This window comes from Bacillus sp. JJ1521, from assembly GCF_036965165.1.
Lineage (GTDB): Bacteria > Bacillota > Bacilli > Bacillales > Bacillaceae_L > Ferdinandcohnia.
The window spans coordinates 39,483-57,446 of record NZ_JBALOX010000028.1; the positions used below are offsets into that span (position 1 = coordinate 39,483).

General features: G+C 38.9%; 18 protein-coding genes. 2 read left to right on the forward strand and 16 right to left on the reverse strand.

Annotated features, from left to right (window positions below):
- Positions 1 to 18: 18 nt before the first annotated feature.
- Positions 19 to 918: a lipoyl synthase gene (gene lipA, locus V7147_RS05190; protein WP_335366797.1), complete on the reverse strand. Its 900-nt coding sequence runs from the start codon at positions 916 to 918 to the stop codon at positions 19 to 21.
- Between the two features lie 240 nt (positions 919 to 1,158).
- On the opposite strand from lipA, the gene V7147_RS05195 reads away from it, so the two are divergent.
- Entirely contained in the window at positions 1,159 to 2,154 is a 996-nt protein-coding gene (locus V7147_RS05195; protein WP_335366798.1) for a M23 family metallopeptidase, read from the forward strand.
- An 80-nt stretch (positions 2,155 to 2,234) separates the two neighbouring features.
- Here the strand turns inward: V7147_RS05195 and V7147_RS05200 are convergent, their stop codons facing one another.
- The 11 genes from V7147_RS05200 to V7147_RS05250 all read right to left on the reverse strand — a co-directional run bounded on the left by V7147_RS05200 (position 2,235) and on the right by V7147_RS05250 (position 13,254).
- Positions 2,235 to 2,942 carry an ABC transporter ATP-binding protein gene (locus V7147_RS05200; RefSeq protein WP_335366815.1) on the reverse strand — a complete coding sequence of 236 codons (708 nt, stop codon included), beginning with the start codon at positions 2,940 to 2,942 and terminating at the stop codon, positions 2,235 to 2,237.
- 2 nt (positions 2,943 to 2,944) lie between these two features.
- The gene (locus V7147_RS05205) at positions 2,945 to 3,724 is read right to left on the reverse strand and encodes an ABC transporter ATP-binding protein (protein ID WP_335366799.1); all 780 of its coding nucleotides are present in this window, start codon (positions 3,722 to 3,724) and stop codon (positions 2,945 to 2,947) included.
- A gap of 1 nt (position 3,725) precedes the next feature.
- Positions 3,726 to 4,661, reverse strand: coding sequence for a branched-chain amino acid ABC transporter permease (locus V7147_RS05210; protein ID WP_335366800.1), 936 nt, complete (start codon positions 4,659 to 4,661; stop codon positions 3,726 to 3,728).
- A gap of 11 nt (positions 4,662 to 4,672) precedes the next feature.
- On the reverse strand, positions 4,673 to 5,548 hold the full coding sequence (locus V7147_RS05215; protein WP_335366801.1) for a branched-chain amino acid ABC transporter permease: 876 nt from the start codon (positions 5,546 to 5,548) through the stop codon (positions 4,673 to 4,675).
- A gap of 264 nt (positions 5,549 to 5,812) precedes the next feature.
- A complete protein-coding gene (locus tag V7147_RS05220; protein WP_335366802.1) occupies positions 5,813 to 7,015 on the reverse strand; it encodes an ABC transporter substrate-binding protein in 1,203 nt (400 codons plus the stop codon).
- Positions 7,016 to 7,334: 319 nt separating this feature from the next.
- Entirely contained in the window at positions 7,335 to 8,093 is a 759-nt protein-coding gene (gene yunB / locus V7147_RS05225) for a sporulation protein YunB (RefSeq protein ID WP_335366803.1), read from the reverse strand.
- A gap of 114 nt (positions 8,094 to 8,207) precedes the next feature.
- Positions 8,208 to 8,510 carry a YunC family protein gene (locus V7147_RS05230; protein ID WP_335366804.1) on the reverse strand — a complete coding sequence of 101 codons (303 nt, stop codon included), beginning with the start codon at positions 8,508 to 8,510 and terminating at the stop codon, positions 8,208 to 8,210.
- A 110-nt stretch (positions 8,511 to 8,620) separates the two neighbouring features.
- On the reverse strand, positions 8,621 to 10,036 hold the full coding sequence (locus tag V7147_RS05235; RefSeq protein ID WP_438824549.1) for a bifunctional metallophosphatase/5'-nucleotidase: 1,416 nt from the start codon (positions 10,034 to 10,036) through the stop codon (positions 8,621 to 8,623).
- Positions 10,037 to 10,047: 11 nt separating this feature from the next.
- Positions 10,048 to 10,896, reverse strand: coding sequence for a DUF72 domain-containing protein (locus tag V7147_RS05240; protein WP_335366806.1), 849 nt, complete (start codon positions 10,894 to 10,896; stop codon positions 10,048 to 10,050).
- A 173-nt stretch (positions 10,897 to 11,069) separates the two neighbouring features.
- Entirely contained in the window at positions 11,070 to 12,086 is a 1,017-nt protein-coding gene (locus V7147_RS05245) for an amidohydrolase family protein (protein WP_335366807.1), read from the reverse strand.
- Between the two features lie 169 nt (positions 12,087 to 12,255).
- Positions 12,256 to 13,254 carry a VOC family protein gene (locus tag V7147_RS05250; RefSeq protein ID WP_335366808.1) on the reverse strand — a complete coding sequence of 333 codons (999 nt, stop codon included), beginning with the start codon at positions 13,252 to 13,254 and terminating at the stop codon, positions 12,256 to 12,258.
- A gap of 395 nt (positions 13,255 to 13,649) precedes the next feature.
- On the opposite strand from V7147_RS05250, the gene V7147_RS05255 reads away from it, so the two are divergent.
- A complete protein-coding gene (locus V7147_RS05255) occupies positions 13,650 to 14,444 on the forward strand; it encodes an IclR family transcriptional regulator (RefSeq protein WP_335366809.1) in 795 nt (264 codons plus the stop codon).
- Between the two features lie 77 nt (positions 14,445 to 14,521).
- Here the strand turns inward: V7147_RS05255 and V7147_RS05260 are convergent, their stop codons facing one another.
- From V7147_RS05260 to V7147_RS05275, 4 genes are read right to left on the reverse strand one after another with little or no spacing between them, the layout of a single operon-like run.
- Positions 14,522 to 15,232 (reverse strand): ABC transporter ATP-binding protein, encoded by a 711-nt coding sequence (locus V7147_RS05260; protein WP_335366810.1) that lies wholly within the window; start codon positions 15,230 to 15,232, stop codon positions 14,522 to 14,524.
- Entirely contained in the window at positions 15,225 to 15,980 is a 756-nt protein-coding gene (locus tag V7147_RS05265) for an ABC transporter ATP-binding protein (RefSeq protein WP_335366811.1), read from the reverse strand. Before V7147_RS05265 ends, V7147_RS05260 begins: the two co-directional genes overlap by 8 nt.
- On the reverse strand, positions 15,977 to 16,975 hold the full coding sequence (locus V7147_RS05270; RefSeq protein WP_335366812.1) for a branched-chain amino acid ABC transporter permease: 999 nt from the start codon (positions 16,973 to 16,975) through the stop codon (positions 15,977 to 15,979). The genes V7147_RS05265 and V7147_RS05270 overlap by 4 nt, the downstream gene beginning before the upstream one ends.
- A complete protein-coding gene (locus tag V7147_RS05275) occupies positions 16,976 to 17,836 on the reverse strand; it encodes a branched-chain amino acid ABC transporter permease (RefSeq protein WP_335366813.1) in 861 nt (286 codons plus the stop codon). It lies immediately after the preceding gene.
- Positions 17,837 to 17,964: the final 128 nt, after the last annotated feature.

Here is a 17,964-nt window from a genome sequence, read left to right on the forward strand (position 1 = left end):
GGGAGATTCCCCCTTTTTTTATGCTTCTTTTAGTTGTTGATTTGCTTTTGCTGCATTTACTTGCTCGTCTGCATGGTAAGAAGAACGTACAAGTGGACCGGATTCACAATGGCTGAAGCCTTTGCTTAATGCAATCTCTTTTAATTCTGCAAACTCATCTGGATGATAGTATTTTTGAACTTTTAAGTGCTTCTTCGATGGTTGTAGGTATTGACCAATTGTCATAATATCAACGTTATTTGCGCGAAGGTCATCCATTGTCTCGATAATCTCTTCCTTGGTTTCACCAAGCCCAATCATAATACTTGATTTGGTTGGAATATCTGGATTCATTTCTTTTGCGCGACGCAGGAATTCAAGTGAACGCTCATATTTGGCTCTCGCACGAACACGGTCAGATAAACGACGAACCGTTTCGATATTATGGTTTAGAATATCTGGTTTTGCGTCCATTAGTGTTTTTAAGTTATCGTACGCCCCACCCATATCAGATGGTAATACTTCAACTGAAGTAAACGGACTCTTTCTACGAATCGCACGAACGGTTTCCGCAAAGACTGCTGCTCCCCCGTCCTTCAAGTCATCGCGGGCAACCATTGTAATAACGACATGCTTTAATCCCATCGTTGCGACAGAATCAGCTACACGCTCTGGTTCTGCCCAATCCAATTCATTTGGAAGTCCCGTTTTAACTGCACAAAAACGGCAAGCACGTGTACAAGTATCTCCAAGAATCATAAATGTAGCTGTCTTACGAACAGCCCAACATTCATGAATATTTGGACATTTTGCTTCCTCACAAACGGTATGTAATTGTTTTTCTCTCATCATTTTCTTTAAGCCTGTGTAGCTTTCATTCGTATTTAGTTTTATTTTTAGCCATTCAGGCTTTCTAAGATATTCCTCTTTTTTAGACATACTTTATCACTCCATTGCAAAGGCTAACCCTATTATACTCCTAAAGTAATTTAGAATCCAAGCATTAGCATAATTGTGATTTTTATGGTTTCCAACAATTAGTTATTATGAAAATAAAATGATTTAACAAACTAACATGGAAGAATGCTTTTTAGATCACCTATTTTTCGTCCTTATAGTGACATACATGTCTTTAGTATTAAAATATCCTTGTACTTTTTTGAAAGGAGATATTTGTACGTGAACAGAAAACTAAGATTAGTCGTAGTTATTTGTTTAATTTTTTCCGGATTTCCATTGACAGCGAGTGCAAAAGAAGAAGCTCAGCAAAATACTTTTGCGGAACGAATGAATCTATACACTAAAATGGAAACAGTAACCCAAATTCCTTGGTATTACTATGCGGCGATTGATCAATATGAAAGAAGTATTCGTCGTGCCCGTAAGGATATACCGAAGGAAACTGGTTTGATTGGAATCTATATGAAGCCCGAGGTTTGGGTCGGTGCTTTGAACCCAAATCTAAATGACACAAACCCTTACAGTATTCAGCTTTTTGGGGGAATTGGTCTTGATGGCAACGGAGATGGTATAGCTGACCAGACAAATGACGAAGATATCCTATTTACGATGTCTGAGCAAATTTTAGCATATGGGACAGACCCTGATAATTTAAAAATTGGCTTGTGGAATTATTACAAGCGCGATAAATCAGTTTCCCTTATCACGGGAATCGCTAAAATCTATTCAACATATGGAAGCCTCGATTTAGATAAACATGCTTTTCCGGTCCCACTTGGTTATAATCACACCTACAAAAACACGTGGGGAGATGCTCGAGGTTGGGGTGGTCGGAGAATGCATGAAGGTACAGATATTTTTGCAAGCTATGGCACACCGGTTCGTGCAACCTCTTATGGAGTGATTGAAATGAAGGGGTGGAACCGTTTTGGTGGGTGGCGTATTGGAATCCGCGATGTCAATAATACGTATCACTACTTTGCACACCTAAACGGATTTGCAAAGGATATTGCAATCGGTCAAGTTGTCGAGCCTGGCAAAATCATTGGCTCAGTTGGTAGTTCCGGGTATGGACCACCAGGAACAGCCGGGAAGTTTCCACCACATCTACATTATGGAATGTACAAGGATAATGGATTTACAGAATGGTCCTTTGATCCATACCCACATCTTCGTGCTTGGGAGAGATTCGAAAGAAAATCAAGGAAGCGTTAGTAATTCAAAAGGCTGGGTAGATTATCTACCTCAGCCTTTTTCCGTTCTATTATATATCCTCTTTTTATATTTATATTGGATTAATGTCCGCCAAGGTAAGCTTTTTTAATTTCTTCACTTGCTTGGAGTTCAGTAGCTGTGCCCGAAACAGTTACACGACCAGTTTCAATCACGTATGCACGGTTGGCAATGGACAGAGCCATGTGTGCATTTTGTTCAACTAAGAGAATGGTCGTTCCTTCTCGGCTAATATCCTCGATAATTTGGAAAATCGTTTTTACCATTAAAGGAGCTAATCCCATGGAAGGTTCGTCTAGAAGCAACAGCTTTGGTCTCGCCATAATAGCTCGACCCATGGCAAGCATTTGCTGCTCTCCACCTGATAATGTACCAGATAGCTGTTTTCTGCGCTCAAGTAAACGTGGAAATGTTTCATAAACCTTTTGAATATCTTTTTGGATTTCTTTAGAATCTTTTCTTAAAAAAGCGCCTAGCTCCAAGTTTTCCTCAACTGTCATATTGGCAAACACTCGACGCCCTTCCGGCACATGAGAAATTCCCGCCTTTACAATCCCTTGAGCAGCCTTACCACCGATCGATTCACCTAAATATTGGATTGTTCCATTTTTGGGTTTAAGCAGACCTGATAATGTTTTCAAAAGTGTACTCTTTCCCGCCCCATTCGCACCGATTAATGTGACGATTTCACCTTCATTTACTTCCAATGAAACACCTTTGAGAGCTTGAATATTCCCGTAAAAAACATCTATTTGATCAACTTTAAGCATGGTCATTTTGTAACCTCCTCGCCTAAGTAAGCCTCGATGACTTTCGGATGATTACGAATCTCCTCCGGTGTTCCTTGCGCAATAAGCTGACCATGATCTAATACATAAATCCGCTCGCAAATACCCATAACTAAATTCATATCATGTTCAATCAATAAAATCGTTATATTTAATTCATTCCGGATATGAGCAATTAACTCCATCAATTGTTGTGTTTCTTGAGGATTCATTCCAGCAGCCGGTTCATCAAGCAATAATAACTTGGGACCCGCTGCTAAAGCTCGGGCAATTTCTAATCTCCTTTGCTGGCCATACGGAAGATTTTTTGCTATTTCATCTTTAAAGGTTTCTAATTTAAATATCTTCAAAAACTCGATCGATTTTTCTTCCATCTCTTTTTCCCCGGAGAAATGGGAGGGAAGTCTTAGGATCGAGCTAATGATAGAATGCTTTGCCAATGAATGGTAAGCAACCTTAACATTATCTAAAACAGATAGCTCATTAAAGAGACGTATATTTTGGAACGTTCGGCTAATACCAAGTCGTGTTACCTTATAAGGAGGCAAGCCGTTAAGACGCTTTCCTTCTAACAGAATGTCTCCTTCTGTTGGCACATAAACACCAGTTAGCAGATTAAAGCTTGTTGTTTTTCCGGCTCCATTTGGACCGATAAGCCCAACAAGTTCTCCTTCATTGATCTCCATATTAAAGCCAGAAACTGCTTTAAGCCCGCCAAACTGAATACCAGCATCACGAACCTGAAGTAATGGTGATTGACTCATCCTAGCTACCTCCTTTCGCGCTTTTCCACTTGAAATAATCTGTAATTTCACGCGTGCCCATTAATCCTTGAGGACGATATAGCATGACGATAACTAGTATAAGGCTGTATAAAATCATTCTTGTCTCTGGATAATCCTGCAAGAAAGTTGATACTAAAGTTAATAAGATTGCTGAAATAACGGCACCTGATAAGCTTCCAAGCCCACCTAAAACGACAAAAATAAGAATATCAAATGATTTTAGAAAACCAAAGTTTGTCGGCTGGATGATATAAAAATTATGTGCGTACAATCCTCCAGCAATACCCGCAAAAAAGGATCCCAGTGCAAACGCAATTACCTTATAGTACGTTGTATTTATTCCCATCGCGTCAGCAGCAATTTCATTTTCACGTACAGAAATACAAGCCCGCCCGTGTCTAGAATTGGTAAAGTTCACAATAACGATGATAGTAATAAATAAGCAGATAAACGTATAGGTCCAAGTTGTAAAATGGGAAACCTGCATTCCTGCTGCTCCGCCTACATAATCAATATTTAAGAACACAATCCGAATGATTTCCCCGAATCCTAAAGTGGCAATTGCCAGATAATCACCTTTTAGACGAAGACTTGGTATTCCAACGATGAGACCAGCTAAAGCGGCTACAATTCCACCAACTAATAATGCAACTGGAAATGGGAGGTGAAGCTTCATCGTAATGATGGCAGATATATAAGCCCCTACCGCTAAAAATCCAGCATGTCCAATCGAAAATTGTCCTGTAATCCCAATGACTAAATGAAGACTGACTGCCAAAATGATGTTAATGCCAATAAAGATGAGTGTATTAGAATAAAATAGATCCAAGATTCCAGCATTAATAAGAAATTGCACAGTACCATATATAACGATTGATAAAATTAAAAACAGCCAAAATCCTTTTGCCTTTTTCATCATTTTTTCACCTACACTTTCTCTCTAGCATTTTTACCAAAGATGCCTGACGGTCTAAATAATAGAATTAAAATGAGAATGATAAAGGCTGCTGCATCTCGCCATAGAGAAAAACCTAATGCACTTACAACTGTTTCAACTACACCGAGAACAAGCCCGCCAACCATTGCCCCAGGAATAATCCCAATTCCGCCTAAAACGGCAGCAACGAATGCTTTCAACCCCGGAATGATTCCCATTAATGGATCAATTTTTGTATAATATACACCGAAAATAACGCCCGCAGCCCCTGCCATTGCTGAACCAATCGCAAAAGTTGCTGATATGGTATTGTTCACATTAATCCCCATCAAACGTGCCGCATCCATATCATGAGAGACCGCACGCATTGCCTTACCAATTTTCGTTTTATGAACAATAAATTGCAAAATAATCATTAAAATGATTGAAACGCAAAGGATTAATAATGATTGGCTGCTAATTTGTGCACCGAAAAATTCAAATGATTTGTTTGGTAATACATTGGGATATGCTTCTGGCTGTGCGCCACGAACATAGATTACTCCGTATTCGATGAGTAGGGAGACACCGATTGCCGTAATTAAGGCCGCTATCCGCGTTGCATTCCGCAACCGCTTATAGGCGATTCTTTCAATAAGAACTCCAAATATGGCACAAACAGTCATGGCCAATAATAATGCCGGGAAAAATCCCAGTCCCCATCCCGTAATAGCGTAAAAACCAATAAATGCACCAATCATAAAAACATCACCATGAGCAAAGTTAATTAATTTTATAATTCCGTATACCATCGTATACCCAAGGGCGATTAGTGCATAAATACTGCCGAGTGAAATACCGTTTACTAATTGCTGTACCCATTCCATGAACTCTCACCCCTAATAAGAAAAGCGCAAGGCGCCCGCTTATCGGCGACAAGCATAAGACAAGCACTGACAGAAGGTGATTTTTACCTTCCGAAGTGATTGACTTATGACCTCGAGCCGATGGCGCCTGGAGCTAGACATTGAATTAAGAAAAGCGGCGTTGCGTTGTTGGTAATAATTTTTCTGCGTAATCCGACAATTATCGTAACTGTAAGAAAGAAAAATGGGAGGATCGATAATCCCCCCATCTCACTCTAGGTTAATCTAAGGATTAACTTTAGATTTGAATTGTTGCTTACCATCCACATATTCTAAAACGGATGCAGATTTAATTAGATGGTGATTTTCGTCAACTGTAATTGTTCCAGTAATTAAAGATAAATCTTTTGTTGCTGCAAGGGCATCCTTAATTTTCTCTGAATCAGACGTGCTGCCTGCACGCTTCATTGCATCAACAAGAAGGTAAACTGTATCATACCCAAGGGCATTGAAAGCATCAGGTGATTTCCCTTTATACTTATCTCCAAATGCTTTAACAAACTCTTGAATTGTTTTATCGGGATCACCAGAAGAATAGTGATTAATAATAAATGTATTATTTAATGCATCAGCACCTGCAAGTTCAACTAGCTTTGGAGAATCCCAACCGTCAGCTCCCATTAATGGAACATCAATTCCCATTTCCCTTGCTTGCTTTACAATTAGACCAACCTCTTCATAGTAACCAGGAATGAAGATAAACTCTGGATTTGCCGCTTTAATACGAGTCAATATCGAACGGAAATCTGTATCCTTCGCTACATATGATTCTTCAGCAACAATTTTACCTCCAGCAGCTTCGAAAGTTTCTTTGAATGAAGCAGCAAGACCTTTTGCATAATCACTCGCATTATCTGCGTAAATTGCAACATTTTTTACTTTAAGATCATTTAGAGCAAAGTTTGCCGCAACTGTTCCTTGGAACGGGTCAATAAAAGCAGTACGGAATACATACTCATTTACTGATCCATCTTCTTTTACCGTTACTGTTGGGCTTGTACCAGATGGTGAAATTAGAACTGTTTTACTACCATTCGCAATTTGCGCCTGTGCCACAGTGTTCCCGCTTGTAGCCGCTCCGATAATTGCCGTAACATTATCCTTGCTTGTTAATTTAATAGCAGCGTTTGTTGCTTCGGATCCATCAGATTTATTATCAACTTTCACGATTTCAATCTGTTTGCCATCAACACCGCCTTCTGCGTTGATTTCATCAACAGCAAGATCAATTCCATCCGCAATTCCAGATCCATAAGATGCAACTTGACCAGAAAGCTCTAGGTTAGCACCAATTTTAATTGTATCTCCGCCTTTAGTAGAACCTGAATCTCCTGAGCCAGCTTTATCAGTGCTTCCACAGCCAGCAAGGATTCCAGCCATTAGCGTTGTAGCCATTAAGACTGAAGTAATCTTTTTCTTATAAACCATTTCTTTTCCCCTCATCTCTTTTCTGATTGTTCAATTAATTTATTTTCTAGAAAGGTATTTCAAGCTAGATTAATAGATGAGTATAATCTAACCTCCTTACAAAAGTCAGGCTATTTTCCTAATTTATAGAGCTATTAGGAATTTTAATATTTCTGACTACTTAATATAAGCATAGTATATTATTTTCTAACTAGTCTGTCAAAACATTATTTTAGGAACAATCTAACTATTTCAAAATAATTTTACTAGAATGAAATTACATTTCACAATAAAGAGACAAGGTTCCTAATTTCCTCGTCTCATTCATACTATTTAATTGTTAATTTGTCGGGAATTCAATAGAAGGTGAAGATTCACCGCCATTGTTATAGAACTCTGGAACATCGTGCAAAATATTTTGATTGATAACAGGAATGATGGTCTCGATTTCAATCTCTCCTGTTGAAAATGGTAAAATAACCTGCATTGTCACAGTTGCCAACACATTGTATTGAAACCAGCCATTATTAATTCCCCACTCGTCAATTCTTCCTTGTGGCGTTGTTTCTCCAAAACCGACCATATGGAACCGTATCGGAATCTCCGGACCTAAGTTACCTAAGATAGCATTGTTTGTTGCTTCTCCTAAGGGTACATTAAAGACAAATCCTGTTTGCCCTGTCGCCTTATCTTTTTCAATTTCTAAATCAGGGTATTCAAGTTTATTAATGTCCCCTTCATTGACATACTTTAAGTATTTCTCAATATTTCCAAGTGTTTTAGTTGCCATCTTGTTAACGACTTGAGTGTTGTAACTAATTACCTTCCCCGTTTCATCTGTTTGAACAATGCTTAATTCTTCTTGAATCAATTCTTCCTCATTTATTTGTTTGTTAATTGCATTTTTGATAACAGTAGCGGCAACCTGCTTTGTTTCATTTTCAGCATAAGCCATAAGTGCAGGCTCAATTGCTTTATTAATAATAAATAATCCGATTATTGTCGAGAAGATAAAAAAGACTATTGTTAGTAAAAAGACGTAACGAAAAGGCAAGGGCCCTTTCCTTCTTGGTTGTAGGCGATGTCTGAATTTTGCCAAACGAAATCCCCCCTTACATGCTATATGTATGCAAGTAAGGGGGGATGTACGATAATTATTTTCTTTAGACAAGAATTAGGTGGTAATGTTTTTTATATGAATACCTTCTAGGTTTTAGATCATTTTTAATAAGGCGTCTTTGCCTTTCATTCCGATTGTTATGCCTCGGTTCTCGGCTTCGTATGTGATTGATTCAAGAGGGGCATCCAGTAATTGCTCGATAGTACGAACACCAACTGCTCGACCAGCAATAATGCCTCGTTCTTTAAGTTTTTCATTTAATAGAGCAACGTCGAGAGCTCCGCACATAATATAGCCATTTTCATTTGTAACTGCCATAAAGTTTGTCTTAGGTAGTTTAACGGTAATGGCTGTAAATTGATGATTATTAATCAATATTGGTGTCATTGAGACCATTCCTAGCACACTCCTTTCCTTACTAATTTATGTATAGGGAAAGTAAATTGTGTTAGAAATGGGTGCTTGTCATTTACCTATCTTTTGCGTACATCTTTTGGCTAGGAAGCTTAGTCTGTATTACCGATTGATCTTATTTTTTCGGCTAAAAGATCGCGCAAGAATTCTGGCATATAATATTTTTTATCCTTTGCATCCCGTATGGCTGGAAAAAGTAATCCGAACGTGAACATATCAATAGTTGCAATTGAATATGTTTTATCTGGATTAAGCTGTTCACCATTGATTTTTATATCAGTGATATGGTCTTCCCCATCTGATAGCTCTGTCGTTTCAAGCTCTACTCCGTCATAAACCATTTTTCCCATGACCTTTCCACGGAAGCCAAGACCTTTAATTCTGAGGTTTTCCATTTCCTCTGTGTTCGCCTGTAAAATGATTTCTTTTAGTTCATCGCCTTTTACCCAAACCTTACATGGATTGATTGGGTGTGGGCAAATTCGATGCAGGTCTTCTCTTGTTACTTTTCCAACTGGAAGCGAATCAAGCAACAGACCTGCATTGACCATTGATATCTCTCCATCACACCATTCCCGGAGCACTTCAGCCAAAAGCACAGAAAAAGAGGTCTTAGCAAACCAATCACTAATGAGTGGTTTATCTATTTCTGCAATTATATCGTTTCTTAAGATTTGTGTGCTTTCCAATAAGTATTGTGAAAGGATTTCATTCGTTTCTTTGCTCTCTGGAAGTGGTTTTGTTGGGATTACATTTGCAGTACTTTCGATAAGCTTTTTTTGTTCCGTATCAATTTTCAGCGTGACATGACCAATGTAATTCCCGTATTTTTGCGCACAGCATAGTAGTGTATTGTTAATACGTTTTCCGTTTTCCAAAAGGTGATGTGTATGCCCACCAAGGAGGACGTCAACTTCAGGGAAGTCTCTGGCGATTTGTTTGTCTTCATTAATCCCTAAATGTGACATTAACAGAATCATATCTGTTTTATTTTTTAGTTCATCAATTGTTTCCCTTAACACGACAAGTGCGTCTTTGATGTTCCAGCCAAGTAACTTATACAAACCAATATAATGAACGGTTAAACCTATTATTCCAATTTTAAAACCGCTTGGTAAAACATAAATATCATAGGGTTGAGCCCAGTTTGGCATATTGCCGTTTTCGTCAAAAAGATTTGCTAGCAAAACTTTAAATTCAGCTTCTTCATATAAGGAATCGAGATGTTCATATGACATTGTAATCCCNNTGTTTCCGATTGTTGCATATTCATATTGGAGCTGGTTTAATAGCTTAACATTCGTTTTTCCATAGGAAGCTTCTGAAATCGGGTGAAAGCGATCAATATGGTCTCCGATATCGATTAATAGCATTTCTTCATTGTCTTGTTGGTGAAGCTGCCTCATCTCCGTTATGTATTTTGTGATTTTCGGCCATCTGTCAAAATGGCTATGGAGATCGTTTGTGTGATAAATATGTACTGTTTCAACCAATCCCTTCACCTCCATTCATTTCTTTGTTAACTAAAAAAGTCTAACTGCCGTGGAGCAAGACCCTGGTATTTGATTCCGAGCATGTCGATAAATTGTTTAGCATTGTCTGCCGCATCTCCACCAGAGTTATTATTAAATAACACATAGATAGTTTCACTTTCTTGACTAAGCTTATGGATATGGTCAATCCATTCTTCTAGCTCTTTTTTATTATACTTATATAAGTACCTGACATCACGCCAATTGCCTTCGTTTGGCCTTGTCCATCCATGAACATTGCGACCGTGGAATCTCACTAGTGTTTTCTGTTGGTTTGTTGGATGAAGGACCTTTGGGATTGACCCAGAACCTGCCTGTGGTTCGTCACAGATACTATGAATCCAGCCTTCTTGTTCCATAAATAATAAGGTTTGATCGTGCAGTTGTGGTGAGAACCAAGATTGATTGCGAAATTCAAGAGCTACTGGGATATCCCCCATTTGGTCCTTACACCATCTTATATAGTCTACATTTTCACGTTTACAATCATACCACGGTGGAAATTGGAATAAAACCATGGCGAGCTTGTTTGCCTGCTGATACGGTTCAAGTGACAAACGAAAAGCATCAAACATGTCTTTTCTTGATTCAAATGGAATTTCACCGCGCTGATGCCCTGTCATCCCTTGATAGGCTTTAACAATGAATTGAAAGGATTCGGGTGTGTTTTTAACCCACTTTTCTACGTTTCGTTTAGGTTGTATCGCGTAGAAGGATGCATCTACCTCAACGATTGGAAAATGACCAGCATATTCCTTTAGTTTATCCCTTGGCGAGGTTCCAGCGGCATATAGACTATCATGGTCCCCCCAGCCAGTTACACCGATGTAGATCATGGGCTCACCTCCATAACTCTAATTTTAAATAGCAACTATATCCCTTATTTTAACACTTTGAGGAAGTCTTTAAATACATCGCGATTATTTTCGAACAACCTTTAACATAATACAAAAAAAATGTACCATGCGAGTTCCTTCCGCATGGTACATCTTCCCTCCGTTATTACGATTCAATTATTAACTAATTCATTCAATCCAAGAAAATCCAAAGCATTTTGTCCAAGCATTAATTTTGCATCCTCTTCGGAAATTTCCTCAAGGGTATCGATCACCTTTCCAACCGGCTTTTCACGTAGTAGGAATGGATAATCAGATCCGGCAATAATTTGCTTTGCCCCAAATCGTTCTATCATAAATTTCAAGTTATCCGCATCGTACACAAGTGAATCGTAATACAGCTTTTTCGCATAGAAGCTTGGGGGGTTTTCTGTATTCCGTGTATCTGGCCAGACTTCCCAACCTTTATCCATTCTTGGAAGAATGTAAGGCAGTGCCCCCCCACCATGTGCAAAACAAATTTTTAATTTTGGTAGCTTATCTAGCATCCCACTCATAATGATACTTCCTGCTGCTAAGGCAGTTTCTGATGGCATGCCGACTGTATACATTGAATTAAAACGTTGCAGTCTTTCTCTTCCTAATGTTGCCCATGGATGGACAAAAAGTGGAACATTCAATTCTGCTGCGGCTTCAAAAAAAGGATACAGGGAATCGTCATCTAGATTCATTCCGTTTACATTCGATCCTATCTGAATACATTTAAGTCCTAGCTCATTAACAGCCCTTTTCATCTCGGCTATCGCTTGTTTCACATCCTGAAGTGGAACGGTGCCCATTCCAATAAATCGATCCGGGTACTTTTTTACCACTGAAGCGATAAAATCATTTTGTGACTGGGCAAGCTCCAATCCTGCCTGCGAATCAGACCAGTAGGCGAAAGTAACGGGAATCGGTGATAGAACCTGAATATCCACACCTTCATTGTCCATATCTTCAATCCGCTTTTCAGGATCCCATGTCTGGTCAGTTAACTTCCTGAATGTTTTACCTTGGATCTTAATCTCAGCGCCACAGCTGCAGGTCATTTCTAGAATTGGAAATCGATCATCTGCATATTTCGCTGCCATGTCAGGGAAATCCTCGGAAATGATATGTGTATGAAAATCAACGCGTAACTTTTTTGCCAAAGCTAAAAAACCTCCTTTAATCAAATGCGCCTTGGCGTATTTGCGCCCGATTTTTTTCGAGCTTGCTCGAAAAATTTCCATTGAAAAATCGTGGCTTCCGCCGGAGGCTTTAACTTTATTCAGTGGGGGTTTAAGCCACCACTGAATAAAGTTAAATCTAACGAACAATCTATCTCTTTATTTCTGTACCATAAGTTAAGTAGCTTTTTGGTGGTGTGCTTCCCCACATATCAAGTCCAAATTGTCCTGTTCCTGATTGCCACTCAATTGGCTCCCAGTCTGGTGCGAAAATAAGCATTCCACCTGTCCACAGTTCAACCCGATTGCCAGAAGGCTCAAATGCATATAGGAATTGTGCCCCGCTTGTACCATGCTTTCCTGGTCCCCACTCGATTTTGATGTCATTTTCAGCCATTATATTCAGTGCACGAAGTAATTCATCCGGTGAATCTAGAAAGTATGCAACGTGATGAAGGAGTGCTCCTGTTTGATTGCTGTTACGCATAAGTGCAATTTCATGTGCAATATTTGTTTTGCTCAGCCATGAGCCAAGACGAACATCGGCTTCGTTTTGGATATAGTACCGATGATGGATTCCTAGGAAATTAGTCCACCATTCTTGTTCTTTTGCAACATCATCCACCATCACGTTTACATGGTCAAAGCGGCGAGGTGCTGCACCTACCCCAGTGTATTTCATTGGATGACTTGGCAATTTAGAAGCAGTCAGTGGATTCGAATACTTCTCCATTTCCCAGTAAAGCTCGACAGGAATTCCAGCAGGGCTGTGAAATTTGATGGCATCACCCTGTCCAAGTTCAGTACCACCTTCAATCCACTTATACTCTGTTCCAGACTCTTTTAATGTTTTTTCGAATGCATATAGTGACTTTTCTGAGTTAACACGCCAGCCAAAGTGATCAAGCCCAGATTGATCAGCTTTATTGAGAACCAATGTATGATGGTCCCAGTCCTGCCATGCTCGTAGATAAACCTTATCATTTTCCTCTGCTGATACATGCAGTCCGAGAACCTCAGTGAAAAACCATGTAGATCTTTCGAGGTTTGTCACATTGATTGATGCATGACCAATGTGTGCAACATTCGATAATTTCAAATCTAGTTCAGTAAGTTCTACCTCTTTTTGTTTTGCATTTGATAAAGTCATTTTTCATACCTCCAATTTTCCCTTTGTTTTCGAATAAATTACTTCATAACGGAAATCACTTACACTTTTTGGGTAATTCAAATTATTTAAATAATTTGTTGTAAAAATATAGATAGTTTTTAATTACAGGATTACATTCCTGAACTAATTCCTATTATATGGGCAAGAAAATGCAAACAAAAGCGCTAGATTCCTCTATGTGGAACAGAAGAAAATATTTTTGGAAAAAGTAGAAAATTCCATCAAAATAATTGTAAACGCCGTCATTTCCGTATACACAACCAAAGTTAAATGATAGAATATTTAAAACATAATCGTTTTTTGTAGGTTAGCTCGCATTTAATTCATATATTATGTTCCGCTATCTGGAACAGCTAACGAAAGGGGAATGGAAAATGTCTAAGAAAAGCAATGATCCACAAATTCTCTCATCCGTCAGAAATGCACTTCGTATTCTAAAAAGTTTTTCTACATTTGAACCTACACAAAAGGTGAGTGACCTCGCAGAGTCTCTTGGTCTAGCAAAAAGTACTGTAAGTCGTTTACTTGCAACGCTTGCACATGAAGGGTTTGTCGTAAAAGATCCAAGGAATGGAAAGTACAAGCTTGGGTTATCCGTATTAACACTCGGCGGGATTGTTACAAATCACTTGGAAATCCATAAAGAAGCAGCCCCGCTCCTACATAAATTAGTTCATGATACCGGGGAAACAGCACATTTATCGATTCTGGATGGTCTCGACACCATCTATATTCATAAGGAGGAATGCAGTCATCCTGTTCGTATCCTCACCCATCTTGGGAGAAAAAACCCTGCATATTGCACAAGCTCTGGGAAAGTGTTGCTTGCATTTGATGAAACTAATCTTGTTGAAAAGACAATCGAACAAGGATTGCATGCCTATACAAGTAAAAGTATTACAGACCCCGATAAGTTGCGGAAAGAAATGGAGTTAATTCGAAAAAGAGGGTATGCAATAAGTACCGAGGAATTAACAGAAGGAACAAGATCTGTCTCAGCACCCATTCGTGATTATACAGGGAAGGTGATCTCTGCCATAAATGTTGTCGGTCCTCTCCAACGCATGCCAGATTATAGGGTGCCGGATATTCTAAAAAAAGTAATAAATGCAAGCAATGAAGCTTCTGAAAGGTTAGGGTATGATAAAAGATTTTTGGAGATCCGATAGATAATAAAAGGTTTCTTCAAAAAGGAATAAATAATGCAAAAGGTAGACTCGAGATAGGAGTCTACCTTTTTTGGAAGCTATGAAACTCCCAAATATTTATGCTGAATATCCTTATTTTCTAACAATTCATTTGGTGCCCCATTCCAAACTATCGTACCCTTGTTCATGATTAAGATTTCATCCGCTACTCTGCAGGCAAGTGAAATATTTTGCTCAACCATTAATATCGAAAGTCCGGTCTCTTTCAGCTTACAGACGATCTCACCCACTTGGTCAATAATAACCGGGGCGAGTCCTTCAGATGGCTCATCCATTAATAGAAACTGCGGATTAGTCATTAATGCCCTGCCAATTGCCAGCATTTGCTGCTGTCCGCCGGATAGCTGCGTCCCCATATTATTTTCGCGTTCCTTAAGAATCGGGAATAGCTCATAAACCTTGTCGATATCCCAGTCTACTGCTTGACTATTTCCTTTTCTTTTCTGAGCGGGCATCGTTAAGTTTTCTTTTATAGTAAGGGAAGGAAATATTCTTCTTCCTTGTGGTACTAAGCCTATACCATGACGAGAAATTTGGTGTGTTGGTAAAGCTTGTACCTGTTTATCATTAAGAGTGATGGTACCCCGTTTTGATTTGACCAGACCAGATATCGTATGAATCGTTGTTGTTTTTCCTGCTCCATTTCGTCCTAAAAGTGCGACACATTTTCCCTTTGGAACGGTAAATGTAACCCCCTGAAGGATATGACTTGTTCCATAATAGGAATGAATATCTTTTAACTCAAGCATGTTTTTTCGCACCTCCACCGAAGTAAATTTCATTTACCATATCGCTATTTCTAACTTCCTCTGGTGCACCAGTTAATATTGGCTCACCATGGTGAAGAACAGTAATTCGATCTGCAATCGCAAAGACTACGTCCATATCATGTTCAATTACTACTAACGCCATGGTGCGCGGCAATCTTTGAATCATCTCGGAAGTTTGAGTTGTTTCTGCCGGAGACATTCCAGATGTTGGTTCATCTAATAAAAGAAGCTTTGGTTTACTAGCCATCGCCAATAGTACTTCTAGTAAACGTTGTTCTCCATAGGATAGATTATTTATTTTCACGTCTCGACGATGTGTAATCTTCCATTCTTCTAATATCTGATTAGTTTCTTTTTTTATATCAGACCGACTTGTTAGGGAAAACCATACGTCATGACGATATTTTTTCTTGGCTGTTAAGGCAAGATGAATATTTTCTTCTACCGTCAAATCACCAAATAAATTATTCTTTTGAAATGTTCGTGACATCCCCAAATGAACTAATCTATGAGCAGGAAGATTTGTAATATCTTTTCCTTCAAAATGTACCGTTCCTGAAGTAATAGGAAGATGGTTTGTTATAGAATTAAAAAGAGTCGTTTTCCCAGCACCATTTGGACCAATAATAACATGGCGTTCGCCTGGCTGTACTTCCAACGATACATCATGTAGTACTTGGAGGGTTCCAAATGATTTATTTATTTTGTCTACTTTTAGTAAGCTCAACTGACAACCTCCTCCTTTTCTGCTTGATTAGTATTAGTAGAGGAAACTTTATTATTTTTGCGTTTACTTTTAAGACTCATATCGATACCTAATTTCAACCACTGGATGATTCCACCTTTTCCAAGAAGGACAAGGAAGATGAGGATAGCACCCAAAATCAATGGCCATCTTTCCGTATAGGTACTGATGAAGTTTTGTAGGAAGATGAATACAGCCGCTCCAATGGCAGGTCCAAGCAATGTACCTACTCCCCCAACGATAACCATGATCATTACTTGACCAGAGAACAGCCAACCAGATAACTCTGGAGAAACGAAAACATTGTAGAAGGAATAGAGTGAACCAGCAAACCCTGCTAATGCTCCGGAAAGGGTATAGGCTAATAGTTTATAAACACGAACGTCATAGCCTAGTGCACGCATACGACCTTCATTTTGCATGACGCCTTTCGTAATTTTTCCTGCTGGAGATTCCACGAATAATCTTAGTAAAATAAAGACAGCGACAAAAATAATTCCCATCACATAATACATGGTTTGCGGATCAAATATGTCACCAAATCCTAGATTCATAATAGCGGAAACAGACATCCCGTCCGCTCCACCTGTCACATCCTTCATTTGCCAGAATAGAGTAAATATCAATTGGCTAAAGGCAAGCGTAATCATAAGGAAATAGAATTGAGAAGTACGGATAAATACTGCTCCAGTAATGAATGCAAGCAATCCAGCGATCGCAACCGCTATAATAATGATTAAATACGTATTAGTCACAACCTGCCCGATTATTGCAACAGAATAGGCACCAATTCCAAAAAAGGCAGCATGACCCAGCGAATCTAAACCAGCATAGCCCATAATTAAGCCCAAACTCATGGCGAACATGGCCATAATAAAAATTTCAGTTGTTAAATTCGTTCCGAAATCAGAAAGTACTTGTGGTACTACGAAAACGACGAGGAGAAGCAAAACAGCATAAAGAATATTTTTTTTCAATTATGCCACCTCTCTTCCAAATAAACCTTGAGGGCGAATGATTAAAACAACCATCATGATTAAGAATACAATGAGCATGGATAAGGATGGAAACCATACTTTCCCGAATATTTCCAAAACCCCAATAATTAAAGCCCCAATAAATGATCCCTTCCATGAACCTAAACCACCTATTACAACAACTATTAAGGATGTGACAAGGATCTCTGCGTCCATTCCTGTATACATTCCTAAGAGTGGCCCACCTAATACTCCACTGAATCCAGCTAAAGCTGCTCCAAAGATAAATACGCCTGTAAATACAACTCCTACATTAATACCAAGAGCGCCAACCATTGCACGGTCATCTACCCCTGCACGAATGACTGCGCCTATACGTGTCTTTGCTTCTAAATACCATAGTAAAACTGCTAATAAACAACCAACAAATACGACAAATAAACGAAATAATGGGAATGCCATATCTCCAATTGGAATGGACATATCAAGTATTGCTGGTGCTGGAATCAATTGCATTTCTGTTCCCCAAATCCATTTGACAGAGTCAGCAATAACAAGCATTAAACCAAATGTCAGTAATACTTGTTGCAGCACTTTACCATAAACACGTTTAATTAATACTTTTTCAAGGATAATACCAAATATCCCTACTGAAATCGCGGATAGTATTAGTGCAAACCAAAAGTTAATCCCATTGCTAATAAAGGTAAAGGCCAAATAGGATCCTAGCATGAACAGTGCTCCATGAGATAGATTGACAACATTCATAACTCCCAGAATAATCGTTAGCCCTGCTGCAATCATAAAGTACAGCATTCCATATGCAATGCCCGTTATAAGTTGAACTAGAATTATATCCAAGGACTCTCCCCTCTCTTCCTTTTAAAATGTAGTATAATAATCAGTCTTTTAAGAGGTTGTTCAAAAAGTCCGGTGAAAATGACACATCGAATTTCGTCGTTGGCTTGTTTTTCCGTTCCTTGGAAAAG